The organism is Mycobacterium sp. PO1, from assembly GCF_017312405.1.
GTDB lineage: Bacteria > Actinomycetota > Actinomycetes > Mycobacteriales > Mycobacteriaceae > Mycobacterium.
On the sequence record NZ_BLTG01000020.1, the window covers coordinates 15,460 to 36,551 of the forward strand.

Annotated in this window: 22 protein-coding genes, 1 tRNA gene and 1 pseudogene; 18 read left to right on the plus strand and 6 right to left on the minus strand. The window is 65.9% G+C overall.

The features are described from left to right. The first annotated feature begins 1 nt into the window (after position 1). The 12 genes and pseudogenes from J3476_RS09555 to J3476_RS27905 form a co-directional block, all read left to right on the plus strand. Complete coding sequence (locus J3476_RS09555) at positions 2-1,090, plus strand: hypothetical protein (protein ID WP_207066258.1); 1,089 nt, start codon at positions 2-4, stop codon at positions 1,088-1,090. Then, entirely contained in the window at positions 1,087-1,881 is a 795-nt protein-coding gene (locus tag J3476_RS09560) for a vWA domain-containing protein (RefSeq protein ID WP_207066259.1), read from the plus strand. Before J3476_RS09555 ends, J3476_RS09560 begins: the two co-directional genes overlap by 4 nt. Next, the gene (locus J3476_RS09565; RefSeq protein ID WP_207066260.1) at positions 1,878-2,426 is read left to right on the plus strand and encodes a hypothetical protein; all 549 of its coding nucleotides are present in this window, start codon (positions 1,878-1,880) and stop codon (positions 2,424-2,426) included. Before J3476_RS09560 ends, J3476_RS09565 begins: the two co-directional genes overlap by 4 nt. Then, positions 2,423-2,626, plus strand: a complete 204-nt coding sequence (locus J3476_RS09570; RefSeq protein ID WP_286182822.1) for a hypothetical protein — start codon at positions 2,423-2,425, stop codon at positions 2,624-2,626. Before J3476_RS09565 ends, J3476_RS09570 begins: the two co-directional genes overlap by 4 nt. 103 nt (positions 2,627-2,729) lie before the next feature. Beyond that, positions 2,730-3,026: a hypothetical protein gene (locus tag J3476_RS09575; RefSeq protein WP_286182823.1), complete on the plus strand. Its 297-nt coding sequence runs from the start codon at positions 2,730-2,732 to the stop codon at positions 3,024-3,026. Next, complete coding sequence (locus J3476_RS09580; protein ID WP_207066261.1) at positions 3,019-5,217, plus strand: type IV secretory system conjugative DNA transfer family protein; 2,199 nt, start codon at positions 3,019-3,021, stop codon at positions 5,215-5,217. Before J3476_RS09575 ends, J3476_RS09580 begins: the two co-directional genes overlap by 8 nt. Further along, positions 5,214-6,209 carry a replication-relaxation family protein gene (locus J3476_RS09585; RefSeq protein ID WP_207066262.1) on the plus strand — a complete coding sequence of 332 codons (996 nt, stop codon included), beginning with the start codon at positions 5,214-5,216 and terminating at the stop codon, positions 6,207-6,209. Before J3476_RS09580 ends, J3476_RS09585 begins: the two co-directional genes overlap by 4 nt. After that, positions 6,206-7,237: a site-specific DNA-methyltransferase gene (locus J3476_RS09590; protein WP_207066263.1), complete on the plus strand. Its 1,032-nt coding sequence runs from the start codon at positions 6,206-6,208 to the stop codon at positions 7,235-7,237. The genes J3476_RS09585 and J3476_RS09590 overlap by 4 nt, the downstream gene beginning before the upstream one ends. Positions 7,238-7,323: 86 nt before the next feature. Further along, on the plus strand, positions 7,324-7,650 hold the full coding sequence (locus J3476_RS09595; RefSeq protein ID WP_207066264.1) for a hypothetical protein: 327 nt from the start codon (positions 7,324-7,326) through the stop codon (positions 7,648-7,650). Positions 7,651-7,788: 138 nt separating this feature from the next. Continuing rightward, complete coding sequence (locus J3476_RS09600; RefSeq protein WP_207066265.1) at positions 7,789-8,406, plus strand: antirestriction protein ArdA; 618 nt, start codon at positions 7,789-7,791, stop codon at positions 8,404-8,406. Between the two features lie 61 nt (positions 8,407-8,467). Then, a complete protein-coding gene (locus J3476_RS09605) occupies positions 8,468-9,013 on the plus strand; it encodes a helix-turn-helix domain-containing protein (protein ID WP_286182824.1) in 546 nt (181 codons plus the stop codon). Between the two features lie 74 nt (positions 9,014-9,087). Then, positions 9,088-10,050: pseudogene (locus J3476_RS27905) on the plus strand (recombinase family protein); the annotation flags it as partial. A 682-nt stretch (positions 10,051-10,732) separates the two neighbouring features. Here J3476_RS27905 and J3476_RS09615 read toward each other — a convergent pair. From J3476_RS09615 to pgm, 3 genes are all read right to left on the minus strand, one after another. After that, positions 10,733-10,808: transfer RNA gene (locus tag J3476_RS09615), tRNA-Ala, on the minus strand. A 56-nt stretch (positions 10,809-10,864) separates the two neighbouring features. Then, positions 10,865-12,139: an MFS transporter gene (locus J3476_RS09620; RefSeq protein WP_207066266.1), complete on the minus strand. Its 1,275-nt coding sequence runs from the start codon at positions 12,137-12,139 to the stop codon at positions 10,865-10,867. 13 nt (positions 12,140-12,152) lie between these two features. Beyond that, a complete protein-coding gene (pgm, locus tag J3476_RS09625; RefSeq protein ID WP_207066267.1) occupies positions 12,153-13,799 on the minus strand; it encodes a phosphoglucomutase (alpha-D-glucose-1,6-bisphosphate-dependent) in 1,647 nt (548 codons plus the stop codon). Positions 13,800-13,870: 71 nt separating this feature from the next. Between pgm and crcB (J3476_RS09630) the strand changes: the two genes are divergently transcribed. The 6 genes from crcB (J3476_RS09630) (at position 13,871) to mbtN (ending at position 18,987) form a co-directional block, all read left to right on the plus strand. After that, complete coding sequence (crcB, locus tag J3476_RS09630) at positions 13,871-14,266, plus strand: fluoride efflux transporter CrcB (RefSeq protein WP_373889045.1); 396 nt, start codon at positions 13,871-13,873, stop codon at positions 14,264-14,266. Then, complete coding sequence (gene crcB, locus J3476_RS09635; RefSeq protein ID WP_207066269.1) at positions 14,263-14,631, plus strand: fluoride efflux transporter CrcB; 369 nt, start codon at positions 14,263-14,265, stop codon at positions 14,629-14,631. The genes crcB (J3476_RS09630) and crcB (J3476_RS09635) overlap by 4 nt, the downstream gene beginning before the upstream one ends. 5 nt (positions 14,632-14,636) lie before the next feature. Then, positions 14,637-15,659, plus strand: a complete 1,023-nt coding sequence (locus tag J3476_RS09640; protein WP_207066297.1) for a DUF190 domain-containing protein — start codon at positions 14,637-14,639, stop codon at positions 15,657-15,659. A 261-nt stretch (positions 15,660-15,920) separates the two neighbouring features. Then, positions 15,921-16,244, plus strand: a complete 324-nt coding sequence (locus J3476_RS09645; RefSeq protein ID WP_286182835.1) for an acyl carrier protein — start codon at positions 15,921-15,923, stop codon at positions 16,242-16,244. Further along, positions 16,241-17,818, plus strand: a complete 1,578-nt coding sequence (mbtM, locus tag J3476_RS09650) for a long-chain-fatty acid--ACP ligase MbtM (RefSeq protein ID WP_207066271.1) — start codon at positions 16,241-16,243, stop codon at positions 17,816-17,818. The genes J3476_RS09645 and mbtM overlap by 4 nt, the downstream gene beginning before the upstream one ends. Further along, positions 17,815-18,987, plus strand: a complete 1,173-nt coding sequence (mbtN, locus tag J3476_RS09655) for a mycobactin biosynthesis acyl-ACP dehydrogenase MbtN (protein WP_207066272.1) — start codon at positions 17,815-17,817, stop codon at positions 18,985-18,987. The genes mbtM and mbtN overlap by 4 nt, the downstream gene beginning before the upstream one ends. A gap of 1 nt (position 18,988) precedes the next feature. Here the strand turns inward: mbtN and J3476_RS09660 are convergent, their stop codons facing one another. The 3 genes from J3476_RS09660 to J3476_RS09670 are packed head-to-tail and all read right to left on the minus strand — an operon-like array spanning position 18,989 to position 21,056. Next, positions 18,989-19,597 carry a GNAT family N-acetyltransferase gene (locus J3476_RS09660; RefSeq protein WP_207066273.1) on the minus strand — a complete coding sequence of 203 codons (609 nt, stop codon included), beginning with the start codon at positions 19,595-19,597 and terminating at the stop codon, positions 18,989-18,991. Positions 19,598-19,644: 47 nt separating this feature from the next. Continuing rightward, positions 19,645-20,067, minus strand: coding sequence for a hypothetical protein (locus J3476_RS09665; protein ID WP_207066274.1), 423 nt, complete (start codon positions 20,065-20,067; stop codon positions 19,645-19,647). A gap of 26 nt (positions 20,068-20,093) precedes the next feature. Continuing rightward, positions 20,094-21,056, minus strand: coding sequence for a DUF808 domain-containing protein (locus J3476_RS09670; RefSeq protein ID WP_207066275.1), 963 nt, complete (start codon positions 21,054-21,056; stop codon positions 20,094-20,096). Between the last annotated feature and the right edge of the window lie 36 nt (positions 21,057-21,092).

Sequence of the window (21,092 nt, forward strand, 5' to 3'; positions counted from 1 at the left end):
CATGGCACTCATCCCAGCCGCGACCCGCAACACGCTTGGTCGCCGGTCGCCCGATCACGCGCCGGTATCCATCGAAAGCGTCAGGTTGATTCCGGTCGAGTCCGCATCGGCCTTCGCTCGTCCGAATGCTGTCGAGCAGACCTACCTCGAACTCGCACACGACAAGCTGGCGCTCGAACAGCACCACCTCTTCGCCGCCGAAGGCGAGGCGAGATGCCGCGCAGACATGGCCGCCGCGAAATCGTTGGCCTATGCGGTCGCCGAGACCAAGGCGTCCGTCGCGCGGGCGGCGGTTGCTGCGGACAAGGCGTTCGAGCGTTACGAACAGCTCCGCGACCTATTGGGCTGCTTTATGCGCCGCAAGGCAACCTCCGCTCGGGGATATATGGCACGCACTGCGGCACTGCTGCTCGGGGACATCGCCGGGTTATCCGGGGCGGCAATCGCACTGGGCGAGTACCCGGTGCTGGCAGTGGCGCAGGCGATGTCGGCCGGAACGGCAACGGTGACCGCAGGGTTGGCAGCAACGCAGCTTCGTCATATGCAACAGGCCGTCGACCGACAACAAGACGTGCTGCCCCAAGATCTCGAACCATATCGACATCTCTTCGGCGGTCCGCCGAAGGGGAAAAGGCTGCAGGCCACGGTGTTCGGCGTCGCGGCGCTGGTCACGCTCCTGCTATCGGTCGGGATCTTCGCGCTGCGGACCACCGTTGAGGGTCCGATCTCGGGGCTGACTTTCGGCGGCTTGGCCGCAGCCATCGCGCTGGCCAGCTTCATCAACAGCTGGTACTACGCCGATGCGGTAGCCGACATCATCGAATCCGCTTACCACGAAGCGGTTGTCGCCGACCGCCGTCATCGACGACTCGCAGGCTCACGGTCGATCAGCCGCGCTGAACACGCTGAGACACAACAGAAGTCGATCGTGACCGAGTACACCCATCGCGGCCTGGCTGCAGCTGGGCACATTGAGGCGAATAAGTACCGCGCCTTGCTGGCGAGCCCTGATGTGGTCGGGCACGGGCCTGCCGCAACGCCACCAGCAGCCAAGCCGGTCGCACCGACGAGGCGAGCGAGGTCGGCATGAACACGACATCGCAGACAGTCGTCTCGCCGCTGCCCACATACCTCCAGCGCGGGCGGCTGCTTCCATCGGTAGTCCACGGGGGTGGGGGTGGTCGCAGTACTGATCAGCAGCGAGCGGAGGGTACGCCCATCCAGCTTGGCGACCCCGGACCCTGCCCAGCGGGCGGCACGACCGTCTTCATCGTCCTGGACGAGTCGGCGAGTGTCGCAGCCAGTGACGGCAACGATCCACTCTCGCGTCGTCACGTTGAAGCAGCGCTGGCAATCCGTCATCTTGCCGCTGCGTGCCACTGCCGCCGTGACAGGGTTGCGCTGCTGCCCTTCGACCGTTTCTCGGCCGGATACGTTGCGCCCCAACCACTGAGCGCTAAAGGGGTCATCCGGCTGCGTCGCGGGCTGCGTCATTTATCCCGAGGGTGCGGCACATCCAGCGAACTGGGGCCGGCCTTGAACGACATCGAGGCGAAGGCTGGTCGTGAGCCTGGCGCCGTGGCCGTGGTCGTACTCTCCGACTTCCTGCTCACCGACCGCAATCCGGCCGCGGTCCTATCGCGGCTGCGATCCATTGGCGATTCCGTCCACGCTGTCGTGCTCGGCGCATACCCACCGGCCGCCCTGCTCGACGATCCGAACGTCACGGTCACTCGGCTGACCCCCAGTTCGGCACCCGGAGCAGCCGCCCGCGCGGTCTTCAGCGGGCTTATCAGCTTCCGCACCCACAGCACCACCGATCAGGGCAGCGCCGCCCGCCACCACCAAACCGACGACGAAGAAGGAGAACTCATCACATGACCATTCTCGACAACAGCCGCCATCACCTCAGGGACGACCTCCTCGACGCCGCCGACACCTTGTCCGCCTTCATCCTGAGTGCCGCCGCCCGTACGACCGAGCAGGTGGGTTTCGGCTATGTCCTGGTGTCAGACGCGCCGAGTACCTTCCCCACCTTGAGCGCCGCCTACGCCCACAGCGTGGCGACGGGGGATCCGCTGCCGATCTCGAATGAAAACAGCGACGACGTGATCTACACCCCACCCAGCGTCAATGGAGCCCTGCGGTTCTGGCACGACGTTAATCACATCCGCCGTCAACTTGACTTCGGGCTGGTCGATGAACTGGAGCTGTCACTGTGGCACCTGGGCGAACTGGAACACGCCGGCCACCGTCCGGGATCGCTGGTCTGGCGGCTGCTGCATGCGGATTTGACCGGCCAGGCGTACGTTCAGGCGTTCGCTTCCCGGTTCCCGTTCGACCAGCGGCGCTTCGTTACTGGTTGCGTCACTGCAGGATTCGACCACGGGCTCCTGGCTGAACTACGCAGCCGGGAGTCGGAGTGAGCCAGGAACCGAGCAAGTGGATGGACAAGATCATCGGCTGGTGTTTCGGCATTTTGCTCGGCGTCATCGCGCTCTACTGCGCGGTCAGTTTGATCGAATCAATCATGCCGACGCTGATTGTGATCATCGGCGTGATCGCGCTCATTGCGGCCGTAATTGGTGTCTTCGTTGTAATTTCTACATGGCGAAATAGGTGGTGATAATAGGACATTCTACCTCTATTGACAGATAGTCAAAGTTGTTGTGCTGCAACATAAAAGTATTGACTATTGATTCAATTCAATAGATAATGCGCATACGGCATTGAACGAATTCAATAGCCGAAATCAATTAGCAACTAATTCTCAGTGGAGGATACCTATGTCTAAAACAGGAAGAACCAATTACCGCCGCGGCTCCCGCGGCACCCCGAAACCCGAACGGCAGATCGTCGTACGCAGCATCCGCCGCGACCCGCCCGACCTTCGAAAGTTAAGCCGCGCGGTCATCGCCATGGCACTACGCGACGCCGAAGCCGCAGCCGAGGTGCGCGAAGCCGAAAGCATGACCGCCGCAACGCCGACCACAAGGGATCTGAGTGTGGAGTCCGTCGATGACTGATCCCAGTGATGCCACTACGTCAGCGGGATCGCTGATGTGGCAGCAGCTGTTTTGGCCGCAGCCACTTAGTGAAGCAACAGCGTTCGGGCTCCTGCGGTATTTCGCCGCACGGACCCACGCCCCGCAACTCATCCTGGAAGCGCGCGCCGACGTCACCGGCGTGGAATACCTAATCGGTTGTCAGCTCCGGCACCGGGCGGCCGTCCGCCGTGCTGTCGAGCAATTGGTCGATGGATCCATTGTCACCACCTTTGATGCAACCGATAGGGACCGCGTCGTTACTGCGCGCCGAATCCAGTTGAGCACTACCTCTCGCCAGCTTGAGCCCGCTGACGCAGTGGCATCACAACGCTCCATCCTGCACGCACTGACCGCCGTGCAGAAAGGTGAGCAGCTCATCATCCAAATCGTGCTCGGCCCGCGTCATCATCCGAAATCCGCACCACACGAACCAAAGCGGGAGCATCAACCAGTCGCGTCCAAGCTGCTGCACGGCATCCAGGCCGACACCAGTGCCGGCGCCCGCCAGGCCCTGGCCCACAAGCTCGGCCAGCACGCCTTCACCGCTGCCGTGCGCCTCGGTGTCCACGCCGCGACTGCCGACCGCCGCCGCAGTCTCTTGCTGAGCCTGGCCTCAGCCATCGGAACCGCCGAGTCGCCGGACGTACGCGTCACCTTGAAGAACGAGAAGGCCGACCGGATGAACACGCCCCGCGCCTCGTGGTCCGTGTTCACGCCATCGCAGCGTCTGACCGTGACTGAGATCGCCCGGCTGTCGGGCTGGCCGATCGCGGATAAAGACGAACGCTTTCCCGGCCAGCCACCGCTGCACCCGCGCCCGGTACGTCCCAGTAGTGCCGCCGCGGCTGGCGCCCGCGTGGTCGCCGACGCCAGTGCACCGGGGGCGAGCGGCACCATCGGCTACGACCCGACCGACGCCCTCAGGCACACCTGGGTCATCGGCCCCAACGGCGTAGGGAAGTCGACGCTGCTCCTCAACCTGATCGTGCAGGACCTGGAGGCCGACCGGCCAGTTGTGGTCATCGAACCCAAAGATCTGATCGCGGACCTGCTGGCCCGCATACCGGAGAAGCGCCAGAAGGACATCGTGGTCCTCGATCCCTTTGACCCGGCACCGGTCGGCATCAACCCGCTCGACGCAGCGCACCGGCACGGACGCCCACCAGAAGTGGTCGCCGACAGCTTGTTCGGCACCTTCAAAGCCATCTGGGGTGACAGCCTCGGCCCGCGCAGTTCGGACATCCTGCGCAACTGTCTCGATCTACTGGCGCGCCGCGACGACGCCTCACTGGTCCAGTTGCCGCTGCTGCTGACCAATCCCGGCTTCCGGCGCCGCCTGACCCGCGGCGTCATCGAGCGCGACCCGTTTGCTTCCGGTCCGTTCTGGCAGTGGTTCGACAGCCTCTCCCCCGAGGCCACCGCCACCACCATTGCGCCGCTGTCCAACAAGCTCCGCCCGCTCCTTGGCAAACCGCTGCGGGACGTCCTCGCACAGCAACATCCGAAGTTCAACGTGCGCCAAGTCCTGCGCGAGAAGAAGGTGCTGCTGGTCCCACTACAGAAGGGTGTCATCGGCCCGGAGAACGCCCAATTGCTCGGCGCACTGGTTGTCGCGGAACTGTGGCAGGCCATCCGCGAACGTGCTGGAACACCGGAGAAGTCGCGTGATCCCGTGATGGTCTACATCGACGAGGTGCAGGACTACCTACGGCTGCCAACTGATCTCGGCGACGCACTCGCCACCGCCCGCAGCCTCGGTGCCGGCTTCCATCTGGCCCACCAGTACGAGAAGCAGCTGCCGCCGTCGATGCTCGATGCCTTTAGAAACAACGCCCGCTCCCGCATCTGCTTCGCGCTGCAAGCCGGGGATGCCAAGGAGATGACCGCCGGCCAATCCGTGCTGTCGGTCGAGGACTTCACCAAGCTCCCGGCCCATCATGTTTACGCCAGCCTCGTCCGCGATAACGCCGTGCAGCCCTGGGCCTCCGGCGTCACCAAACCGGCACCCGCCCCGTCAAGCGATCCCGCTGCCATTCGCCGCCGCAGCCGCGAAGCCTACGGCCAACCCGTCGCCGACATCGAGGCCGGATTCACCGCACTCATGGAGGGTGCAGCAGCGACCGACGACACCACCGACATCGGCGCACCCCGGCACAGGAGGCAGTCATGAACCACGAACCGCAGCAGCCGAATACGGCCGATGGTAGTAGTCCGATCGCTGGTCCGCTCGCGTCGAATCCACCGACGCCATCACCGCTGGCAGACCGCCAATCTGCCGGATTACCGTCAGGGAATAGTGGTGCCCTACAGGGCACCACAGCACGGTCCAGACGGACCACAGACACCCGTCTCTCCGCTGCCGCTGTCGACGCCATCAATCAACGTCTGTCCGATCGTGACCGCAACATCCTGCGCTCCGTCGACGACCATCAATTCCTGACCGTCGGTCACATCGAATCGCTTCATTTCGGCACCATCGCCCCGGATGCTCGCAGCCGCATCACGCGCCGCGTCCTGGCACGGCTGCGTGGCATGCGCGTGTTGGACACCCTCGACCGCCGCATCGGTGGCGTCCGCGCCGGATCTCAGGGCCTGATCTATCACGTCGGCGTCGCCGGAGACCGGCTCATACAGCGACCCGTGCGGCGCGGGGCACGACTGCGCTATGAACCCTCAGCCCGATTCCTGGCTCACCGGCTGGCCGTAGCGGACACTCACGTTGCACTGATCACCGCTCATCGCAACCGGCTGTTTGAACTCACCGACAGCGCCGTCGAACCCGCAACCTGGCGCACCTACACCGGCATCGGGGCCGCCCGGCGCACCCTCAAGCCCGACCTGTTCGCCGAGACCGCCGACGCTAGCGATCTGGTGCGCGCCTGGTTCGTCGAGATCGACCTCGGCACCGAGCACCTGCCGACGCTGCTGACCAAGTGCCGGGAGTACGAGAGCTATCGCCAGACCGGCATCGAGCAGGACCGCCACGGCGCCTTTCCGCTTGTCGTGTGGTCCATGACGCACCCCGACCCAGCAACCGCTGAGCGCCGCCGCGACGCGCTCATCGAGGCCATCGCCAAGGACCGCCAGCTACCGAGTGCACTGTTCCGCGTCGTCACACCCGAGCAGTTGCTGCCGCTCATCCAGCGGGGAGGCTCCCAATGAGCGCGCCACCTACACTGCCGCGTAACTGCATCGTCGTCGGTGACGCCCTCACGCGGCTGACAGCCCTGCCGAATGCGTCCGTGGACTGCATCGTTACCTCGCCGCCGTACTACGCGCTACGGGACTACGGCGCCGATGGACAGATCGGCCTGGAGCGCACCGTCAATCACTGGGTCGAGAACCTGGCGGCCATCAGTCGGGAGGCCGCCCGCGTGCTCGTGCCCACCGGCACCTACTGGCTCAACGTCGGCGACACCTACTCGGTCCATGCGAAGCAGGGCGCTGCTCGCAAAAGCCTGCTCATGGCACCCGAACGCTTGGCACTGCGGCTGCAGCAAGACGGCTGGATCGTGCGCAACAAAATCGTCTGGGCCAAGCCGAACCCGATGCCCACCAGCATTCCGGACCGACTCAACACGTCCTATGAGGTCATCTACGTGCTGGCGCGCCAACCGCAGTACTTTTTCGACCTCGATGCCATCCGTGTGCCACATGTGTCCGCCCGTACGCCAATTGCAGGCACGGCACAGCGGCCCGTACGGAAGGAGTCGTGGCGTGGCCCGAACAGCGATACTGTCACTGGCCTTGCGTCGCTCAAGGCCCGCGGGAAGGTCGGGCATCCGCTCGGCAAGAACCCCGGCGACGTCTGGACCATCACCCCCGGCGGCTACCGCAGCGCCCACCACGCCATCTATCCGCTTGCCCTGGCCAAGCGCATGATCGCCGCCGGCTGTCCTGAAGCTCGTTGTAGCGGCTGTCGGCTGCCGTGGAAACGGCGTGTCATTCGGGCAATCGGCGGAACGGCGACGCGCGCAGCGCTGGCCCCGAGTTGCGACTGCGACGCGGCCAGCGAGCCCGGTCTGGTTCTCGATCCGTTCGTGGGCAGCGGCACCAGTGCCGTGGCCGCCGAACAGCTTGGTCGGGACTGGCTCGGCATCGAACTGAACCCCGCCTTCGCCAGCGCCGCCCGAGCACGGATCGCTGAATCCCGCGATGAACCAACCGCACCCGGAAGGGCAGCCGCATGAGCCCGCGGCTGCCTCGTCGGTGTCATGCGGCCGCACCTGTAAGCGCACCAAGCGTTTACCGGCCGCAGTGCACCGAGGAGGTCACGATGTCCACACCCAATGAGTCCGTCAAAGGCGTCAAAACCCTTGGCATCCGGCTCCAACCGGACACTCACGCCCAGCTGAGCTTCATTGCCCAACTGCGCGACGGCACCATCACCGATGAAATCCAGATCGCCATTGCCGCCCACATCGCGGCGGCCAAGAACGATCCGGACCTGACCAGCAAGGCAGCTGAGGCCCGCGCCGAAATCGAGCGCGAAGCCGCAGCCCGCCAGCAGGCCATCGCCACCTTGTTCGCCGACAGCGGCGAGTCCAATGGCACCCGGCCCCGCCGGACCACGAAGGGAGGCGACACCTCATCGGAAACCTGACCGTGCCCATGGGACACGGGCGTCCGTGATACCTCACGGCGCACACCGGGGCCGGCGGGGAGCAGATCGAGCCAACCGCTCTCTGCTTCCCGACCGGCCTCATACAACCTCAGAAACAACACCAGAAGGGAGGTGAGAATGAATGAAACCCACCACGAACCAACACAATCCGAACCGCAGCCAGAAGCTGATCAGCAGCATGAGACGGAGCCGAAACCGTCCCCAGCCATCTACATCGCCAGCCTGGCCGATTACAACAACGGCATCCTGCACGGTCGATGGATCGACGCCGCCCGTGAGCCCGACGCCATCCAGGCCGACATCGACGCCATGCTGGCCAGCTCCCGCGAACCGAATGCCGAAGAATGGGCCATCCACGACTACGAACAGTTCGGCCGCTGGAAAGTCAACGAACATGATTCCGTCGAACAGATATCCCGCATCGCCAAGAACATCGCCGAGCACGGCTACGCCTATGCGGCCTGGGCAGACGTGTTCGAGGGCGAAGAGGCGAGCTACGACATCGACAGCTTTCATGAGGCCTACTTGGGCCACTACGACTCAGTGCTCGATTATGTCGAGCAGATGGCTGACGACCTCGGCTACGAAGATGAACTCGCCGAATTGCCTGAGCATCTGCAGAGCTACGTCCGCTTGGACTACGGCATGCTCGCCCGCGACCTGCGCCTGTCAGGCGACATCGCGACGGTTGAAGACCCGAACGGCGGAGTCTGGATCTTTCGTACCAGTCTGTAGTCAAGGACTGGCCGACGGGCGGACTCAGCCGTATTTCAGAACTGCAATAAACCATTATGAAATGGTCGGATTTTGCGTTAGAGAATTGCATATTCGTATTGATTATGTTCAATACGCCATTGTACAATTACTGGTACAAGGGGATGCAATTTTTATGACACCAGAACAAACAGTCAAGCTTATCAATTTACTCAAGGACACACGCGAAAAGTTGCGACTCAGCGTCAACGAAGTTGCACGTCAGGCCAACGTCGATCCAGGCACGGTCTGGCGCATCGAGCAGGGCATGATTGCCAAGCCGCGAATGGAAAGCCTGGTCGCTATCGCCCGAGTGCTTGACATCAACACTGTCGATCTATTCACGGCGGTGGGCTGGCTAACCGAGGATGATCTTCCCGCACTTGATATCTACCTACGGGCTAAATTCGGCAATCTGTCCGATGCGGCAATAACCGACATCGAGCATTACGTCCACCGAACGCAGTACGTCTACAGCCTGGCTGACAGTCACACGCGCAACGCGCCAGCCGCTGCCAGGCTCGCGGACCACCGCGCCCACCGTCCTCCGCACGCGCCACCATCGACACCACCACGTAAGGGGAACTAGACATGAGCTTGCCGAACGACATCGAGTCTGTCGCCAAAGCTGTGCTTTACCTGCGCGTGTCGAGTAAGAAGCAGATGGATACTGCAGTCGACATTGATCCTGACGGCAACTCCATTGCCACGCAACGCGAGGTCAGCACCCGCAAGGCCAATGGCCTTGGCGCGAATGTTGTCCATGAGTTCGTCGAACCCGGCGTTTCCGCCTCAACCATCGAGAAGCGCAAAGCGTTTCAAGAAATGCTGACGTTCCTACGTGAGAATTCGGACGTGCGCTACGTCATTGTCTACGCCCGCTCCCGCGCATTTCGTAACTATATTGACGCCGCGATCACCAAGCGACTGCTCGACAAGCTGGACGTCAAGTTGGTCTCAGCGCGTGAAGATTTCGGCGACGGCGTGTATGCCGACATGATGGAAGCTGTCACCGACATCTTCAACGACGTCCAAAACAAGCTCAGCGGCGAAGACATCCGAATCAAGCTGCAGCACAAGGCTCAGAACGGCGGCACTACTGGTAAGGCGCCCCTCGGCTATCTCAACGCGCGCGTCGAGCACGAGGGGCGACTGATCAACACGATTCAGGTCGATCCCAAACGTGCACCGCTGGTGCGGAGGGCTTTTGAACTGTACGCAACGGGCGAGTATGGACTCGAACGCCTCGAAGAGGTGATGGCCGACCTTGGGTTGACCGCACGGGCCGCGGGCGACCTTCCCGAACGGCCGGTCACATTTAAATGGCTACACCGCATGCTGCAAGACCGTTACTACATCGGCTGCGTGGTCTACAAAGGCGAGGTCTACGCCGGACGCCACGAACCGATTGTTGATCCGATCTTGTTTGACCGCGTACAAGAAGTAATGGCGTTCCGAAGCAAGAGTGGTCAGCGTGACCGAGTGCTCCAGCACTACCTCAAGGGCATGCTGTACTGCGATCGTTGCGAACAAAACGAACGCACCTCGCGCCTCATCTATACCGAAGCAAAGAACCGATTCGGGAACCGATACGGCTACTTCCTCTGTCGCGGTCGCCAAGACGGCCACTGCGATCTCCCATACCTCCATGCGGACAGAGTGGAACAGGCAATCGTGGACCACTACGCGACGCTGAACCTGCCCGCGAACTTTATCCACGACATCCGCAAGCTACTCGACGACGCTCTGGGCGAGGAGCAACGCAGTGTTGCCGAACTTCATGCGGCTGTGAGCCGCAAGCTCAAGGAGTTGGAGACGAAGGAGGACCGACTCCTCGACCTGCTCACCGACGATCAACTACCTCAAGCAAAGGTCCGGGAGAAGCTGCGCAAGATTCAGATCGAGCGAGCTGCTACGGAGGCGAGACTGGCAAACACAGGCGACGTGCTAGCGGTCGGAACGAAGGTCCTTCTCGGCGCTCTCGACTTCATGTCCGACCCTGCGGCCACGTATACCTCCGGCACCGATTCGATTCGTCGGAATCTCAATGAAACCTACTACCAGCGCATATTCCTCGACGAGCAAGGAGTTCAAGCAAGTGACTTGAAGCCGCCGTTCGGCGACTTTCACGCCGCGCTTCGCATGACGAGGACTAATCGATCATCCGAAGCCGCAGAATCATCCCCAGACACGAAACGAGGCCCCCTCGCGGGAGCCTCGGATCGAGCACTTGATCATTGTGATACTTCTGGGTTAGCTCCTACTCTCGCCGGCATCCTTTCGGGCACGGGTTCGAGTAAGACCTCTTTGGTGGAGCTAAGGGGACTCGAACCCCTGACCCCCACACTGCCAGTGTGGTGCGCTACCAGCTGCGCCATAGCCCCGTGAAGTTGTGCCCACCGAAGTTACACCACCAGGGGTAGCCGCTCAAAATCGCTGGTCACGGCACCTCACCTCCGGCTTCGGGACCCAGCGGGCGGGCTTCGGTGGGTTCGGCAGCGGGGCGGGGGCGGGTTTCGGGGGCGAACACCCAGCCGAGGGAGGCGAGCGCCAGGATCAACCCGCTGATGGCAAATGCCCACGCGAACGACGTGTACTGCGCGATCAGGCCCACCAACAGCGACCCGCCGATCGAGCCGAAGTCCGCCATCATCTGGAAGGTCGCCACCGCGGTGCCACCGCGAGACTTGTTGCCCACCACGTCCGCCACCGCGGCCTGCTGCGGGGAGACGAACACCCCGGTCGCCGCGCCGGCAACGTAGGCCGCGACCAGAAACAGCGGAAAGGACGGGGTGAAGCCGACGACCGCGGTCGAGACCGCCGCCACCGCCAACCCACCGATCAACAATTTGCGTCGCCCGATCCGGTCCGAGAGGTATCCACTCGGGATCACCACGGAGATGTTGCCGACCGCGAAAGCGGCCAGCGCCACTCCCGCCGCTCCGGCGCCGCGGTCGAGCACCTCGACGACGAACAGCGGCACCAGCGCGATGCGCAGCCCGAACGACGCCCACCCGGTCGCGAAGTTGGAGAACAACGCCGCCCGGTAGGCGCGGTGCCGCAGCACCGCTCGCACCGGGACCGGGTCGTCGGTCTGATCGTTGCCAGTCACCACTGTCGAGTTCCGCAGGCTGACGAACACCACGACGGCGGCGACGAGCAACGCGGCGCCGTAGATCAGGAACGGCGCGGACAAACCGAGGCCGACGGTCAGACTGCCCAGGATCGGCCCGGCGACCGAGCCGATCATGAAGCCCGACGAGAACAACCCCGCGACGCGGCCGCGCGCACCCGGCGGCGAGATCCTAATCATCAGGCCCAGCGACGACACGGTGAACATCGCCGAGCCGACACCGCCCAGCGACCGGAACAGCAGCAGCTGCCAATACGTCTGCGCGAACGCGCACGCCCCGGTCGACAGCGCCACAATCAGCAGACCGCTGATGTAGATGCGCCGCTCCCCCAGCCGCTGCACGAGCAGACCGGCCGGGGGCGCACCGATCAACCGCATCACGGCGAACGCGGTGATGACGAACGTCGCCGCGCTGATGCTCACCCCGAAGTGCCGCGCGTACTGCGGCAGTACCGGCGCCACCACGCCGTAGCCGAGCGCGACCACCACATTGGCGACGACCAGCACCCAGACTTCGCGGGGCAGCCGCTGTTTGGCTTCGGCCGAGGCCGCCGGCGGAACGCCGCGGGACCCCGGCGTCACGAACGAACCGGCCTCAAGAGATGACCTTGTTCACCACGTCGCGGGCCGCCTCCTGGACCTGCGCGAGGTGGTCGGCACCCTGGAACGACTCCGCATAGATCTTGTAGACGTCCTCGGTGCCGGATGGACGCGCGGCGAACCAGGCGTTCTCGGTGGTCACCTTCAGCCCGCCGAGGGGCGCCCCGTTTCCGGGGGCGGTGGTCAGTTTGGCGGTGATCGGCTCGCCGGCGAGTTCGGTGGCGGTGACCTGTTCGGGTGACAGTTCCGCCAGCCGCGCCTTCTGCTCCCGGTTGGCCGGTGCGTCGATGCGGGCATAGGTCGGTGCGCCGTACTTGTCGGCCAGTTCCGCGTAGCGCTGCGACGGGGTCGAGCCGGTGACAGCAAGGATCTCCGAGGCCAGCAGCGCCAAGATGATGCCGTCCTTGTCGGTGGTCCAGACGGTGCCGTCGGTGCGCAGGAAGGACGCTCCGGCACTCTCCTCGCCGCCGAAGCCGATCGTGCCGCCGAGGAGTCCGTCGACGAACCATTTGAACCCGACCGGCACCTCCATCAGGTTGCGGTCCAGCCCCGCCACCACGCGGTCGATGATCGACGAGCTGACCGCGGTCTTGCCGATCGCCGTTCCGGCGGGCCAGGTGGCCCGGTGCGTGCACAGGTAGTCGATCGCCACGGCCAGGTAGTGGTTGGGGTTCAGCAGCCCGCCGTCGGGGGTGACGATGCCGTGCCGGTCGGAGTCGGCGTCGTTGCCGGTGGCGATCTGGTAGAGGTCAGCGTCGCCGACGACTTTGTGCACCAGCGAAGCCATCGCGTTCGGCGAGCTGCAGTCCATCCGGATCTTGCCGTCGCCGTCGAGCGTCATGAACCGCCAGGTCGCGTCGACGAGCGGGTTGACCACCGTGAGGTTGAGGTCGTACCGGTCGGCGATGGCCGCCCAGTAGTCGACGCTGGCGCCGCCGAGCGGGTCGGCGCCGATGCGGATGCCCTCGGCTTTGATGGCGTGGATGTCGACGACGTTCGGCAGGTCGGCGACGTAGGCGTCCAGGTAGTCGTGACGCTCCGCGGCGCCCAGGGCACGCGCCAGGGGCACGCGGCGCACTTCCTTGAGACCGTCGCGCAGGATCTCGTTGGCCCGCGTCGCGATGGCACCGGTGGCGTCGGTGTCGGCGGGCCCGCCGTGGGGCGGGTTGTACTTGAAGCCGCCGTCGCGGGGTGGGTTGTGCGAGGGCGTGACGACGATGCCGTCGGCCAGTCCCGTCTCACGTCCCCGGTTGTAGGTCAGGATCGCGTGGCTGACCGCCGGGGTCGGGGTGTAGCGATCGGCCGAATCGATCTTGACGACAACGTCGTTGGCCGCGAGTACCTCGAGCGCCGACACCCACGCCGGCTCGGACAGGGCATGGGTGTCGCGGCCGATGAACAGCGGCCCGGTGGTGCCCTGGGCGGCCCGGTATTCGACGATGGCCTGCGTGGTCGCCAGGATGTGCGCCTCGTTGAAGGCCGCGTCGAGGCTGGAGCCGCGATGCCCGGACGTGCCGAAGGCGACCTGCTGGTCGACGTCGTCCGGATCGGGCGACACGGAGTAGTAGGCGGTCACCACCTGTGCGACATCGATGAGGTCTTCGGGTTGTGCCGGTTGCCCGGCCCGGGGGTTCGCAGCCATGCCCTCGATTCTGCTACGCGGCGGCCCGTCGCAGTACCCGGGCGGGGGTCTGCTGTGCATACTCTTCGGTGATGGCTGTCGACCGGCGGGAACTGGCTGCGGTGTTCGCAGGCGGTGCGCTGGGCACCTTGGCTCGGGCGGGTTTCGAAGAGCTCGCCGCCCCGGATCCCGGCCGCTGGCCGTGGCCGACGTTCACCGTCAACATCGTGGGCGCGTTCCTGCTCGGCGTGTTCGTCACCCGACTGCTGGAACGGCTGCCGCTGTCGAGCTACCGGCGACCGTTTCTGGGGACCGGCTTCTGCGGCGGTCTGACCACGTTCTCGACGATGCAGGTCGAGACCATCGCCATGCTCGAGCACGGCCACTACGGACTGGCGGTCGGCTACACCGCGGCAAGCGTCGCACTGGGCCTGCTCGCCGTCTACCTAGCCACGGTGTTGGTGCGCCGGGGGTGGATGCGGCGATGACGACGGCGCTGAGCTGGCTGGGCGTACTGGTGTGCGGCGGGCTGGGCTCGCTTCTGCGCTTCACCGTCGACCGCGCGGTGTCGCGCCGCTCGGGGGGCAGCTTTCCGGCCGGCACGCTGGCCGTCAATCTCACCGGAGCGCTGCTCTTGGGTTTCGTCGCCGGCCTGGCCCTGAGCCCACACCTGGCGTTGGTGGCCGGCACCGCCTTCGTCGGCGCCTACACGACGTTCTCGACGTGGATGCTCGAGACGCACCGACTGGCCGAGGAGCGCCAACTCGCACCGGCGGTGGCGAACATCGTGGTCAGCATCGCGTTGGGCCTGCCCGCGGCCTACGCCGGGCAGACGATCGCGGGGTTGCTGTGAACCCGATAGGTCAGGAGATCCTCACCCTCACAGCGTATTTCGCCGAACGCGAGCGGCACGGCGGTCGCTTTCTGGCCGAGGAGCTGTTGGACCGCTACGACCAGCAATCGATCGCCACCAGCGTCATGCTGCGCGGTATCGCGAGCTTCGGCCCGGCCCATGTGGTGCGCAGCGATCGCTCGCTCAGCCTGTCCGAGGACCCGCCCGTGACCCTCACCGCCGTGGACAGCGCGGACCGCATCATTCCGCTGGCCGAGGAGGTCGCCGGGGTAGTGGACCGTGGCGTGCTGACCCTCGAGCGCGGCCGCACCCTGCCCGACCCCGCATCCAGCGACGACGTGCGCCTGTCGGTGTATCTGGGCCGTCGGCAGCGCGTCGCGGGTGCGGCCGGCTATCTGCGGGTCTGCGAGGTGTTCCACCGACTCGGATTCCTTTCCGCCGAGGTGTTTCTCGGGGTCGACGGCACCGTCTCCGGCGAGCGGCGGCGGGCGCGGTTCTTCAGCCGCAACGCCGACGTACCGCTGATCGTGGTGGGCGTCGGCACCGCAGCCCAGGCGGAGGCCGCATTGACCGAACTGCGGCCGCACCTGGCGGACCCGCTGATCACACTGGAGCGGATTGTGGTGTGCAAGAACGCCGGCCACCTCATTGCCGAACCAGGGAGGGTGCCCGGCGGTTACCTCAAGGTGACGGTGCGCACCGACGAAGACAGCCGCCATGACGGCACCCCCGTCCACCGCGCGTTGGTGAGCAGGTTGATGCAGACCGACCACGCCAACGGCGCCACGGTGCTGCGGAGCATCTGGGGGTACCACGGCGCACAGGCGCCACATGGTGATCAGCTCTTTCAACTGGCCCGGCACGTGCCGGTGAGCACGGTGATCGTCGACACCGCCGAGAGCATCGCAGCCAGCTACCCCGTCATCGACGAACTGACCGTCACCCACGGCCTGGTGACCTGCGAAGCCGTTCCGGCGATGCTCGCTCTGGACCACGGCCGCACCCAGGGCGGCCTTCTGATGCAGTGACGGCACGCCACCAGTTCGAGGTGTTGCGACACCACGGGATGCCACACGAATGCGTGCCCTACATCGGCCTCGGGTCGCGATCGAGGTAGGCGATCGAGGTAGGCGATCGAGGTAGGCGATCGAGGTAGGCGATCGAGGTAGGCGATCGAGGTAGGCGATCGAGGTAGGCGATCGAGGTAGGCGATCGAGGTAGGCGATCGAGGTAAGCGATCGAGGTAAGCGATCGAGGTAAGCGATCGAGGTAAGCGATCGAGGTAAGCGATCGAGGTAAGCGATCGAGGTAAGCGTAGCCTACCTTTAGTAGTCGGTGTAACGTCTCGCCGCATGGAGACGCCCATCCCGCCCCGCATCAGCGCCGCGCTGGCCGACATCCTGCGCGACGACCTCAACGTCGATGTCACCCGGGTGAACCGTGATTCACGCCTGATCGACGATGTCGGCCTCGACTCGGTCGCGTTCGCCGTCGGGATGGTCGCGATCGAGGACAAGATCGGGGTGGTCCTGTCCGAAGAGGACCTGTTGACGTGCAACACCGTCGGCGACCTCGAGGCTGCGATCCTCGCGAAAGCCCCGGCCGAGCAGTGAGTGCGCTCGCGACCGCAGCACGGCAGACGATGACCTCGTCGCCACACGATTTGGTGATCTTGAACCGCGACAACGCCGAGTGGCGGCGCCACCCCTGGCAAGAAGTGCACTCCCGCGCCGAGAACATCGCCGAACGAGTTCTCGACAGTGGCGACGGCGATGTGGGCCTGATCGGCGAACCCACGGTCGAGATCGTCGCCGCCATTCAGGGGGCGTGGCTGGCCGGGCGCGCGGTGGCCATCCTGCCGGGCCCGGTGCGCGGCGCCGACGAACGCCAGTGGGCCGCGGCGACCACCACCCGCCTCACCGACATCGGCGTGACGCAGGTGTTCAGCCACGGCGACTGCCTGAACCTGCTGCGCGACTGCGACTCCGGACTGACCGTGCACGACGCGGTCGCGGCGGGGCATCCCCGACGCTCGTCCACTCTGCTGCCTCAACCGACCCCCGCCGACACCCCAGCCGTCCTGCAGGGCACCGCCGGGTCCACCGGAACCCCGCGCACCGCGGTGCTGCCCCCGTCGTCGGTGCTCGACAACGTCTCCGGGGTTCTGCAGCACACCGCAGTGGACCCGGGCCGCGACGTCGGCTGCACCTGGCTGCCGCTGTACCACGACATGGGCTTGACCTTTTTGCTGACCGGCTTCGTCAGCGGCCCGGAGATGTGGCTGGCGCCGACAGGAGCGTTCTCGGCGTCTCCGTTCCGCTGGCTGCGCTGGCTCTCCGACAGCGGCGCAACCCTCACGGCGGCACCGAACTTCGCCTATTCGGTGCTCGGCCGGTACTCCCGCCGGGTCTCCGACGTCGACCTGAGCCGACTGCGTTTCGCGCTCAACGGCGGCGAACCCATCGACTGCGCCGGCTACGAGTTGTTCCTGACCGAATTCGGCCGCTTCGGCCTGGACCCGCATGCGGCCGCCCCGTCCTATGGCCTGGCCGAGGCCTCCTGCGCGGTCACGATCCCCCGCCCGGGAACCGGACTACTGGTCGACGAAACCGTCGATGCGACAACGGGTTCGACCCAACGGCATGCCCTGGTCGGTGACGTGATCCCGGGGATGGAGCTGCGGGTGGTACCCACCGAACGCAGCGACGCCGCCGGCGGTGACGTCGGCGAGATCCAGATCCGCGGCACATCGATGATGAGCGGCTATCTCGGCGAGGAACCCTTGCCCATCCACGACTGGTTCACCACCGGCGACCTGGGCTACCTGACCGATTCCGGCCTGGTCGTGTGCGGCCGGGTCAAGGAGCTCATCACCGTGGCCGGGCGCAACCTGTTCCCCAGCGAGATCGAACGTGTGGCCGCGCAGGTCCGCGGCGTGCGGGAGGGCGGTGTCGTCGCCGTGGGCGCCGGCACCGACTCGGCCCGGCCGGGGCTGGTCATCACCGCGGAGTTCCGCGGGGCCGACGAGGCGGGCGCGCGCACCGACCTGGTGCAGCGGGTGGCCTCACAGTGCGGCGTCGTCCCGGCCGACGTGGTGTTCGTCGCGCCCGGATCGCTGCCGCGGACAACGTCGGGCAAGCTGCGCCGATTGCAGGTCAAGAACACTCTGGAGGCGGTGCGCACATGACGGTCCCGGTAGCGGTCGGCCTGGACGACTACCGCGACCTGCTGGGCCGGGTCTTCGACGACACCGTCACGGGCTGGACCGCCGACGCCGAAGCGGCCGAGCAGTTTCCCCGCAAGTTGATCGAGCATCTGGGCTCCGCGGGGGTGTTCCGCGCGAAGTGGGGTCCGCGCGGCGGCCAGCACCCCGACGTCGCCAAACTGAACGAGCTGGCATTCAGCCTGGGCCGGCTGGGGTCGGCCGGTATCGGCGTAGGTGTGAGCCTGCACGACTCGGCGATCGCGATCCTGCGCAGGTTCGGCAAGTCCGAGCACCTCCGCAACGTCTGCGAACAGGCCGTCGACGGCCAGTCGGTGCTGTGCATCGGCGCGTCCGAGGAGTCCGGCGGCTCCGACCTGCAGATCGTCCAGACCGAGGCACGTTCCGCCGGTGAGGGGTTCGAGGTACGGGGCGTCAAGAAGTTCGTCTCCCTGTCCCCCGTCGCCGATCACATCATGGTCGTCGCCCGCAGCGTGGACCACGACCCCGCCAGCCGGCACGGCAATGTCCTCGTCATCGCCGTTCCCACCGCACAGGTCCAGGTGCAGCCACCGTGGCGCAAGGTCGGGGCGGGCCCCCTGGACACCGCCGCGGTCCACATCGACACCTGGGTGCCCGCCGATCATCTCGTCGCCCGCGCCGGCACCGGGCTGGCGGCCATCTCGTGGGGTCTGGCACACGAACGCATGTCGATCGCGGGTCAGGTGGCGTCGTCGTGCCAGCGCGTCCTCGCAATCACCCACGCCCGCATGATGCGACGCACACAGTTCGGCGCGACGCTGTTCGAACACCAGGCGCTGCGGATGCGGATGGCCGACCTGCAGGCCCGGGTGGACCTGCTGCGTCACGGCCTGCACGGTATCGCCGCACAGGGCCGGTTGGATCTGCGGGCCGCGGCCGCAGTCAAGGTCACTGCCGCTCGGCTGGGTGAGGAGGTGTTGTCGGAGTGCATGCATCTGTTCGGCGGCGCCGGATATCTGGTTGACGAGACTCCGTTGGGCCGGTGGTGGAAAGACATGAAGCTGGCCCGCGTGGGAGGCGGCACCGACGAGGTGCTGTGGGAGCTGGTCGCCGCGGCGATGCGCCCCGACTACGACGGTTATGACGCGATGATCGGGGCAGCGCCCGAGTGAGTCACTGCCCGTCGGCGGGCCGGTTCAGCGCGTAAAGGGCCATCCGGCGGTTGGACATCTGGTGCTCGCCGAGGAAGTCGCAGCGGGCGTATTCGCACAGCCGGCGCGCCGCGGTGTTGCGGTGGTCGGGGTCGAACATGATGCGCTTGCAGCGAGGTTCGCTCTGGAACAGGTTGGCGGCCAGCCGAGGCAGCAGCAGCGGGCCGAAGCCACGGTTGACGATGTCGAGGTCGGCGATCGCGGCGTGCAGTCCGAGGTCGTACGGGTCGGCGTCGTAGCACGGGGCGATGGAGTCCTTGGCCGCGCGGTAGACCTCGATGTAGCCGAGCGGATCGCCCTTGAAGACGCCGAGGAACGGTCGTGAGTACTCACCGGCCAGCTGCGCCTGGAGATAACGACTCCACCACGTCACCGGCCGGTCGTACTCCCACGTCTCGGCCAGATGCGGACGGTTCATCCACTCCGCGATCATCTCCGCGTCGGCGTCGGGCTCGACCAGCCTGACCGAGAAGGGTTCGCGCAGCTGCGGTGTCGGCGGAGGCGGCACCACGCGCACCTCCTCGCGGAGGTCGGTGAGCTCGCGGGGCAGGATCGGCAGCACATCGGTCATCGTGGTGGCTGACCCTACCCGAGCAAGGTGAGGGTAGGGTTACCTACCTAGGATGCGGTCGCCGCGAGCGCAACACCCGCGGTGGCGAGCGCGATCACCTTGACGATCTCGAGACCGACATACACGAGATGCGCGTGGGAGCGTGGCCCTTCGGCGCCGGCCAGAACCTGATCCGATCGGCGCGTCAGCGCCGGCCGCACCGCGACGATCTGCACGGCCAGCATCACCACTGCCACCGCCGCCGCCGCGACGCCCAGTGTCGAGGCGCCACCCGCCCACACCGCGACAATCACCGTCACCGCCAGCAGTGCTTCGCAGACGTTGAGCGCACGGAACACCAGCCGCCCGATGCCGAGACCGATCTGCAGCGTCACCCCCGGCGCACGGAATTTCAGCGGCGCCTCCAGGAAGGAGATCGCCAGCACCATTCCCAGCCACACGAACGTCGCGGCGATTCCGGCGACCTGCATGGCGCTACCTTAGGACGTCCAGGGGCTCAGCCGTGGTCGGCTCGATCTGCCGGCGCCGCCGGATCCTTCTTGCCGAACGGCAGCACGTGCACGACCGCCACCACCACGGCTCCCACCACGAGGCCCACCACCGCGGAGGCGGCGGTGTTCACCAGCCATGCCAGGACCCCGCCCACGGCGGCGACGTGGTGCACATACTCCTCGGCGTGATGCACCAGCTCGTAGGGCAGATGCCACCCGAGTTCGTCGGTGCCCAACAGCAGGATGTGCCCGCCCACCCACAGCATGGCGACGGTTCCGACCACGGACAGGGCGGCGAGCAGTTTCGGCATGCCGGCAACCAGGCCGCGGCCCACCTTCTTGGCGAATGCCGACGACCGCTGCGTCAGGCGCAACCCCACGTCGTCCATCTTCACGATTCCCGCGACGACGCCGTACACCACCGCGGTGATGACCACCGCGACCACGAGCAGGATGATCAGTCGGGGCAGGAACGACTGGTCGGCCACCTCGTTGAGCGCGATGACCATGATCTCGGCCGACAGGATCAGGTCGGTGCGGATCGCGCCGGTCACCATGAACCGCTCGGCATCGGGCCCTGCCGCGGCGGCCGGTACGGCGTGCCCGCCGTGCCCGGTGATCTTGCCCCACACCTTCTCGGCGCCCTCGTAACACAGGAAGGTGGCACCGAGCATCAGGATCGGGGTCAGCAGCCACGGCGCGAACTGACTCAGCAGCATGATCGCGGGCAGGATGAAGACGATCTTGTTGCGCAGCGACCCGATGGCGATCCGCTTGATGATCGGCAGCTCGCGCTCCGCGGCGATGCCGTGGACGTACTGCGGGGTGACCGCCGTGTCGTCGATGACCACGCCCGCAGCTTTGGCCGTGGCGCGGCCGGCGGCCGCCCCGATGTCGTCGACCGACGCGGCGGCCAGCCGGGCCAGCACCGCGACGTCGTCCAGGAGGGCGAACAGGCCGCCGCTCATCGCGTCCCCTCGCTCATGGGTGGCAACGCTACCCGT

What these genes read in the sequence shown, in the direction of transcription:
- J3476_RS09585 (WP_207066262.1), top strand. Translation starts at nt 5,214, where the DNA reads ATGAACCACGAACCGCAGCAGCCGAATACGGCCGATGGTAGTAGTCCG.
- J3476_RS09595 (WP_207066264.1), top strand. Translation starts at nt 7,324, where the DNA reads ATGTCCACACCCAATGAGTCCGTCAAAGGCGTCAAAACCCTTGGCATC.
- J3476_RS09605 (WP_286182824.1), top strand. Translation starts at nt 8,468, where the DNA reads ATGGTCGGATTTTGCGTTAGAGAATTGCATATTCGTATTGATTATGTT.
- J3476_RS09555 (WP_207066258.1), top strand. Translation starts at nt 2, where the DNA reads ATGGCACTCATCCCAGCCGCGACCCGCAACACGCTTGGTCGCCGGTCG.
- crcB (WP_207066269.1), top strand. Translation starts at nt 14,263, where the DNA reads ATGACGACGGCGCTGAGCTGGCTGGGCGTACTGGTGTGCGGCGGGCTG.
- J3476_RS09665 (WP_207066274.1), bottom strand. Translation starts at nt 20,067, where the DNA reads ATGCAGGTCGCCGGAATCGCCGCGACGTTCGTGTGGCTGGGAATGGTG.
- J3476_RS09560 (WP_207066259.1), top strand. Translation starts at nt 1,087, where the DNA reads ATGAACACGACATCGCAGACAGTCGTCTCGCCGCTGCCCACATACCTC.
- mbtN (WP_207066272.1), top strand. Translation starts at nt 17,815, where the DNA reads ATGACGGTCCCGGTAGCGGTCGGCCTGGACGACTACCGCGACCTGCTG.
- pgm (WP_207066267.1), bottom strand. Translation starts at nt 13,799, where the DNA reads ATGGCTGCGAACCCCCGGGCCGGGCAACCGGCACAACCCGAAGACCTC.
- J3476_RS09565 (WP_207066260.1), top strand. Translation starts at nt 1,878, where the DNA reads ATGACCATTCTCGACAACAGCCGCCATCACCTCAGGGACGACCTCCTC.
- crcB (WP_373889045.1), top strand. Translation starts at nt 13,871, where the DNA reads ATGGCTGTCGACCGGCGGGAACTGGCTGCGGTGTTCGCAGGCGGTGCG.
- J3476_RS09590 (WP_207066263.1), top strand. Translation starts at nt 6,206, where the DNA reads ATGAGCGCGCCACCTACACTGCCGCGTAACTGCATCGTCGTCGGTGAC.
- J3476_RS09670 (WP_207066275.1), bottom strand. Translation starts at nt 21,056, where the DNA reads ATGAGCGGCGGCCTGTTCGCCCTCCTGGACGACGTCGCGGTGCTGGCC.
- J3476_RS09600 (WP_207066265.1), top strand. Translation starts at nt 7,789, where the DNA reads ATGAATGAAACCCACCACGAACCAACACAATCCGAACCGCAGCCAGAA.
- J3476_RS09580 (WP_207066261.1), top strand. Translation starts at nt 3,019, where the DNA reads ATGACTGATCCCAGTGATGCCACTACGTCAGCGGGATCGCTGATGTGG.
- J3476_RS09660 (WP_207066273.1), bottom strand. Translation starts at nt 19,597, where the DNA reads ATGACCGATGTGCTGCCGATCCTGCCCCGCGAGCTCACCGACCTCCGC.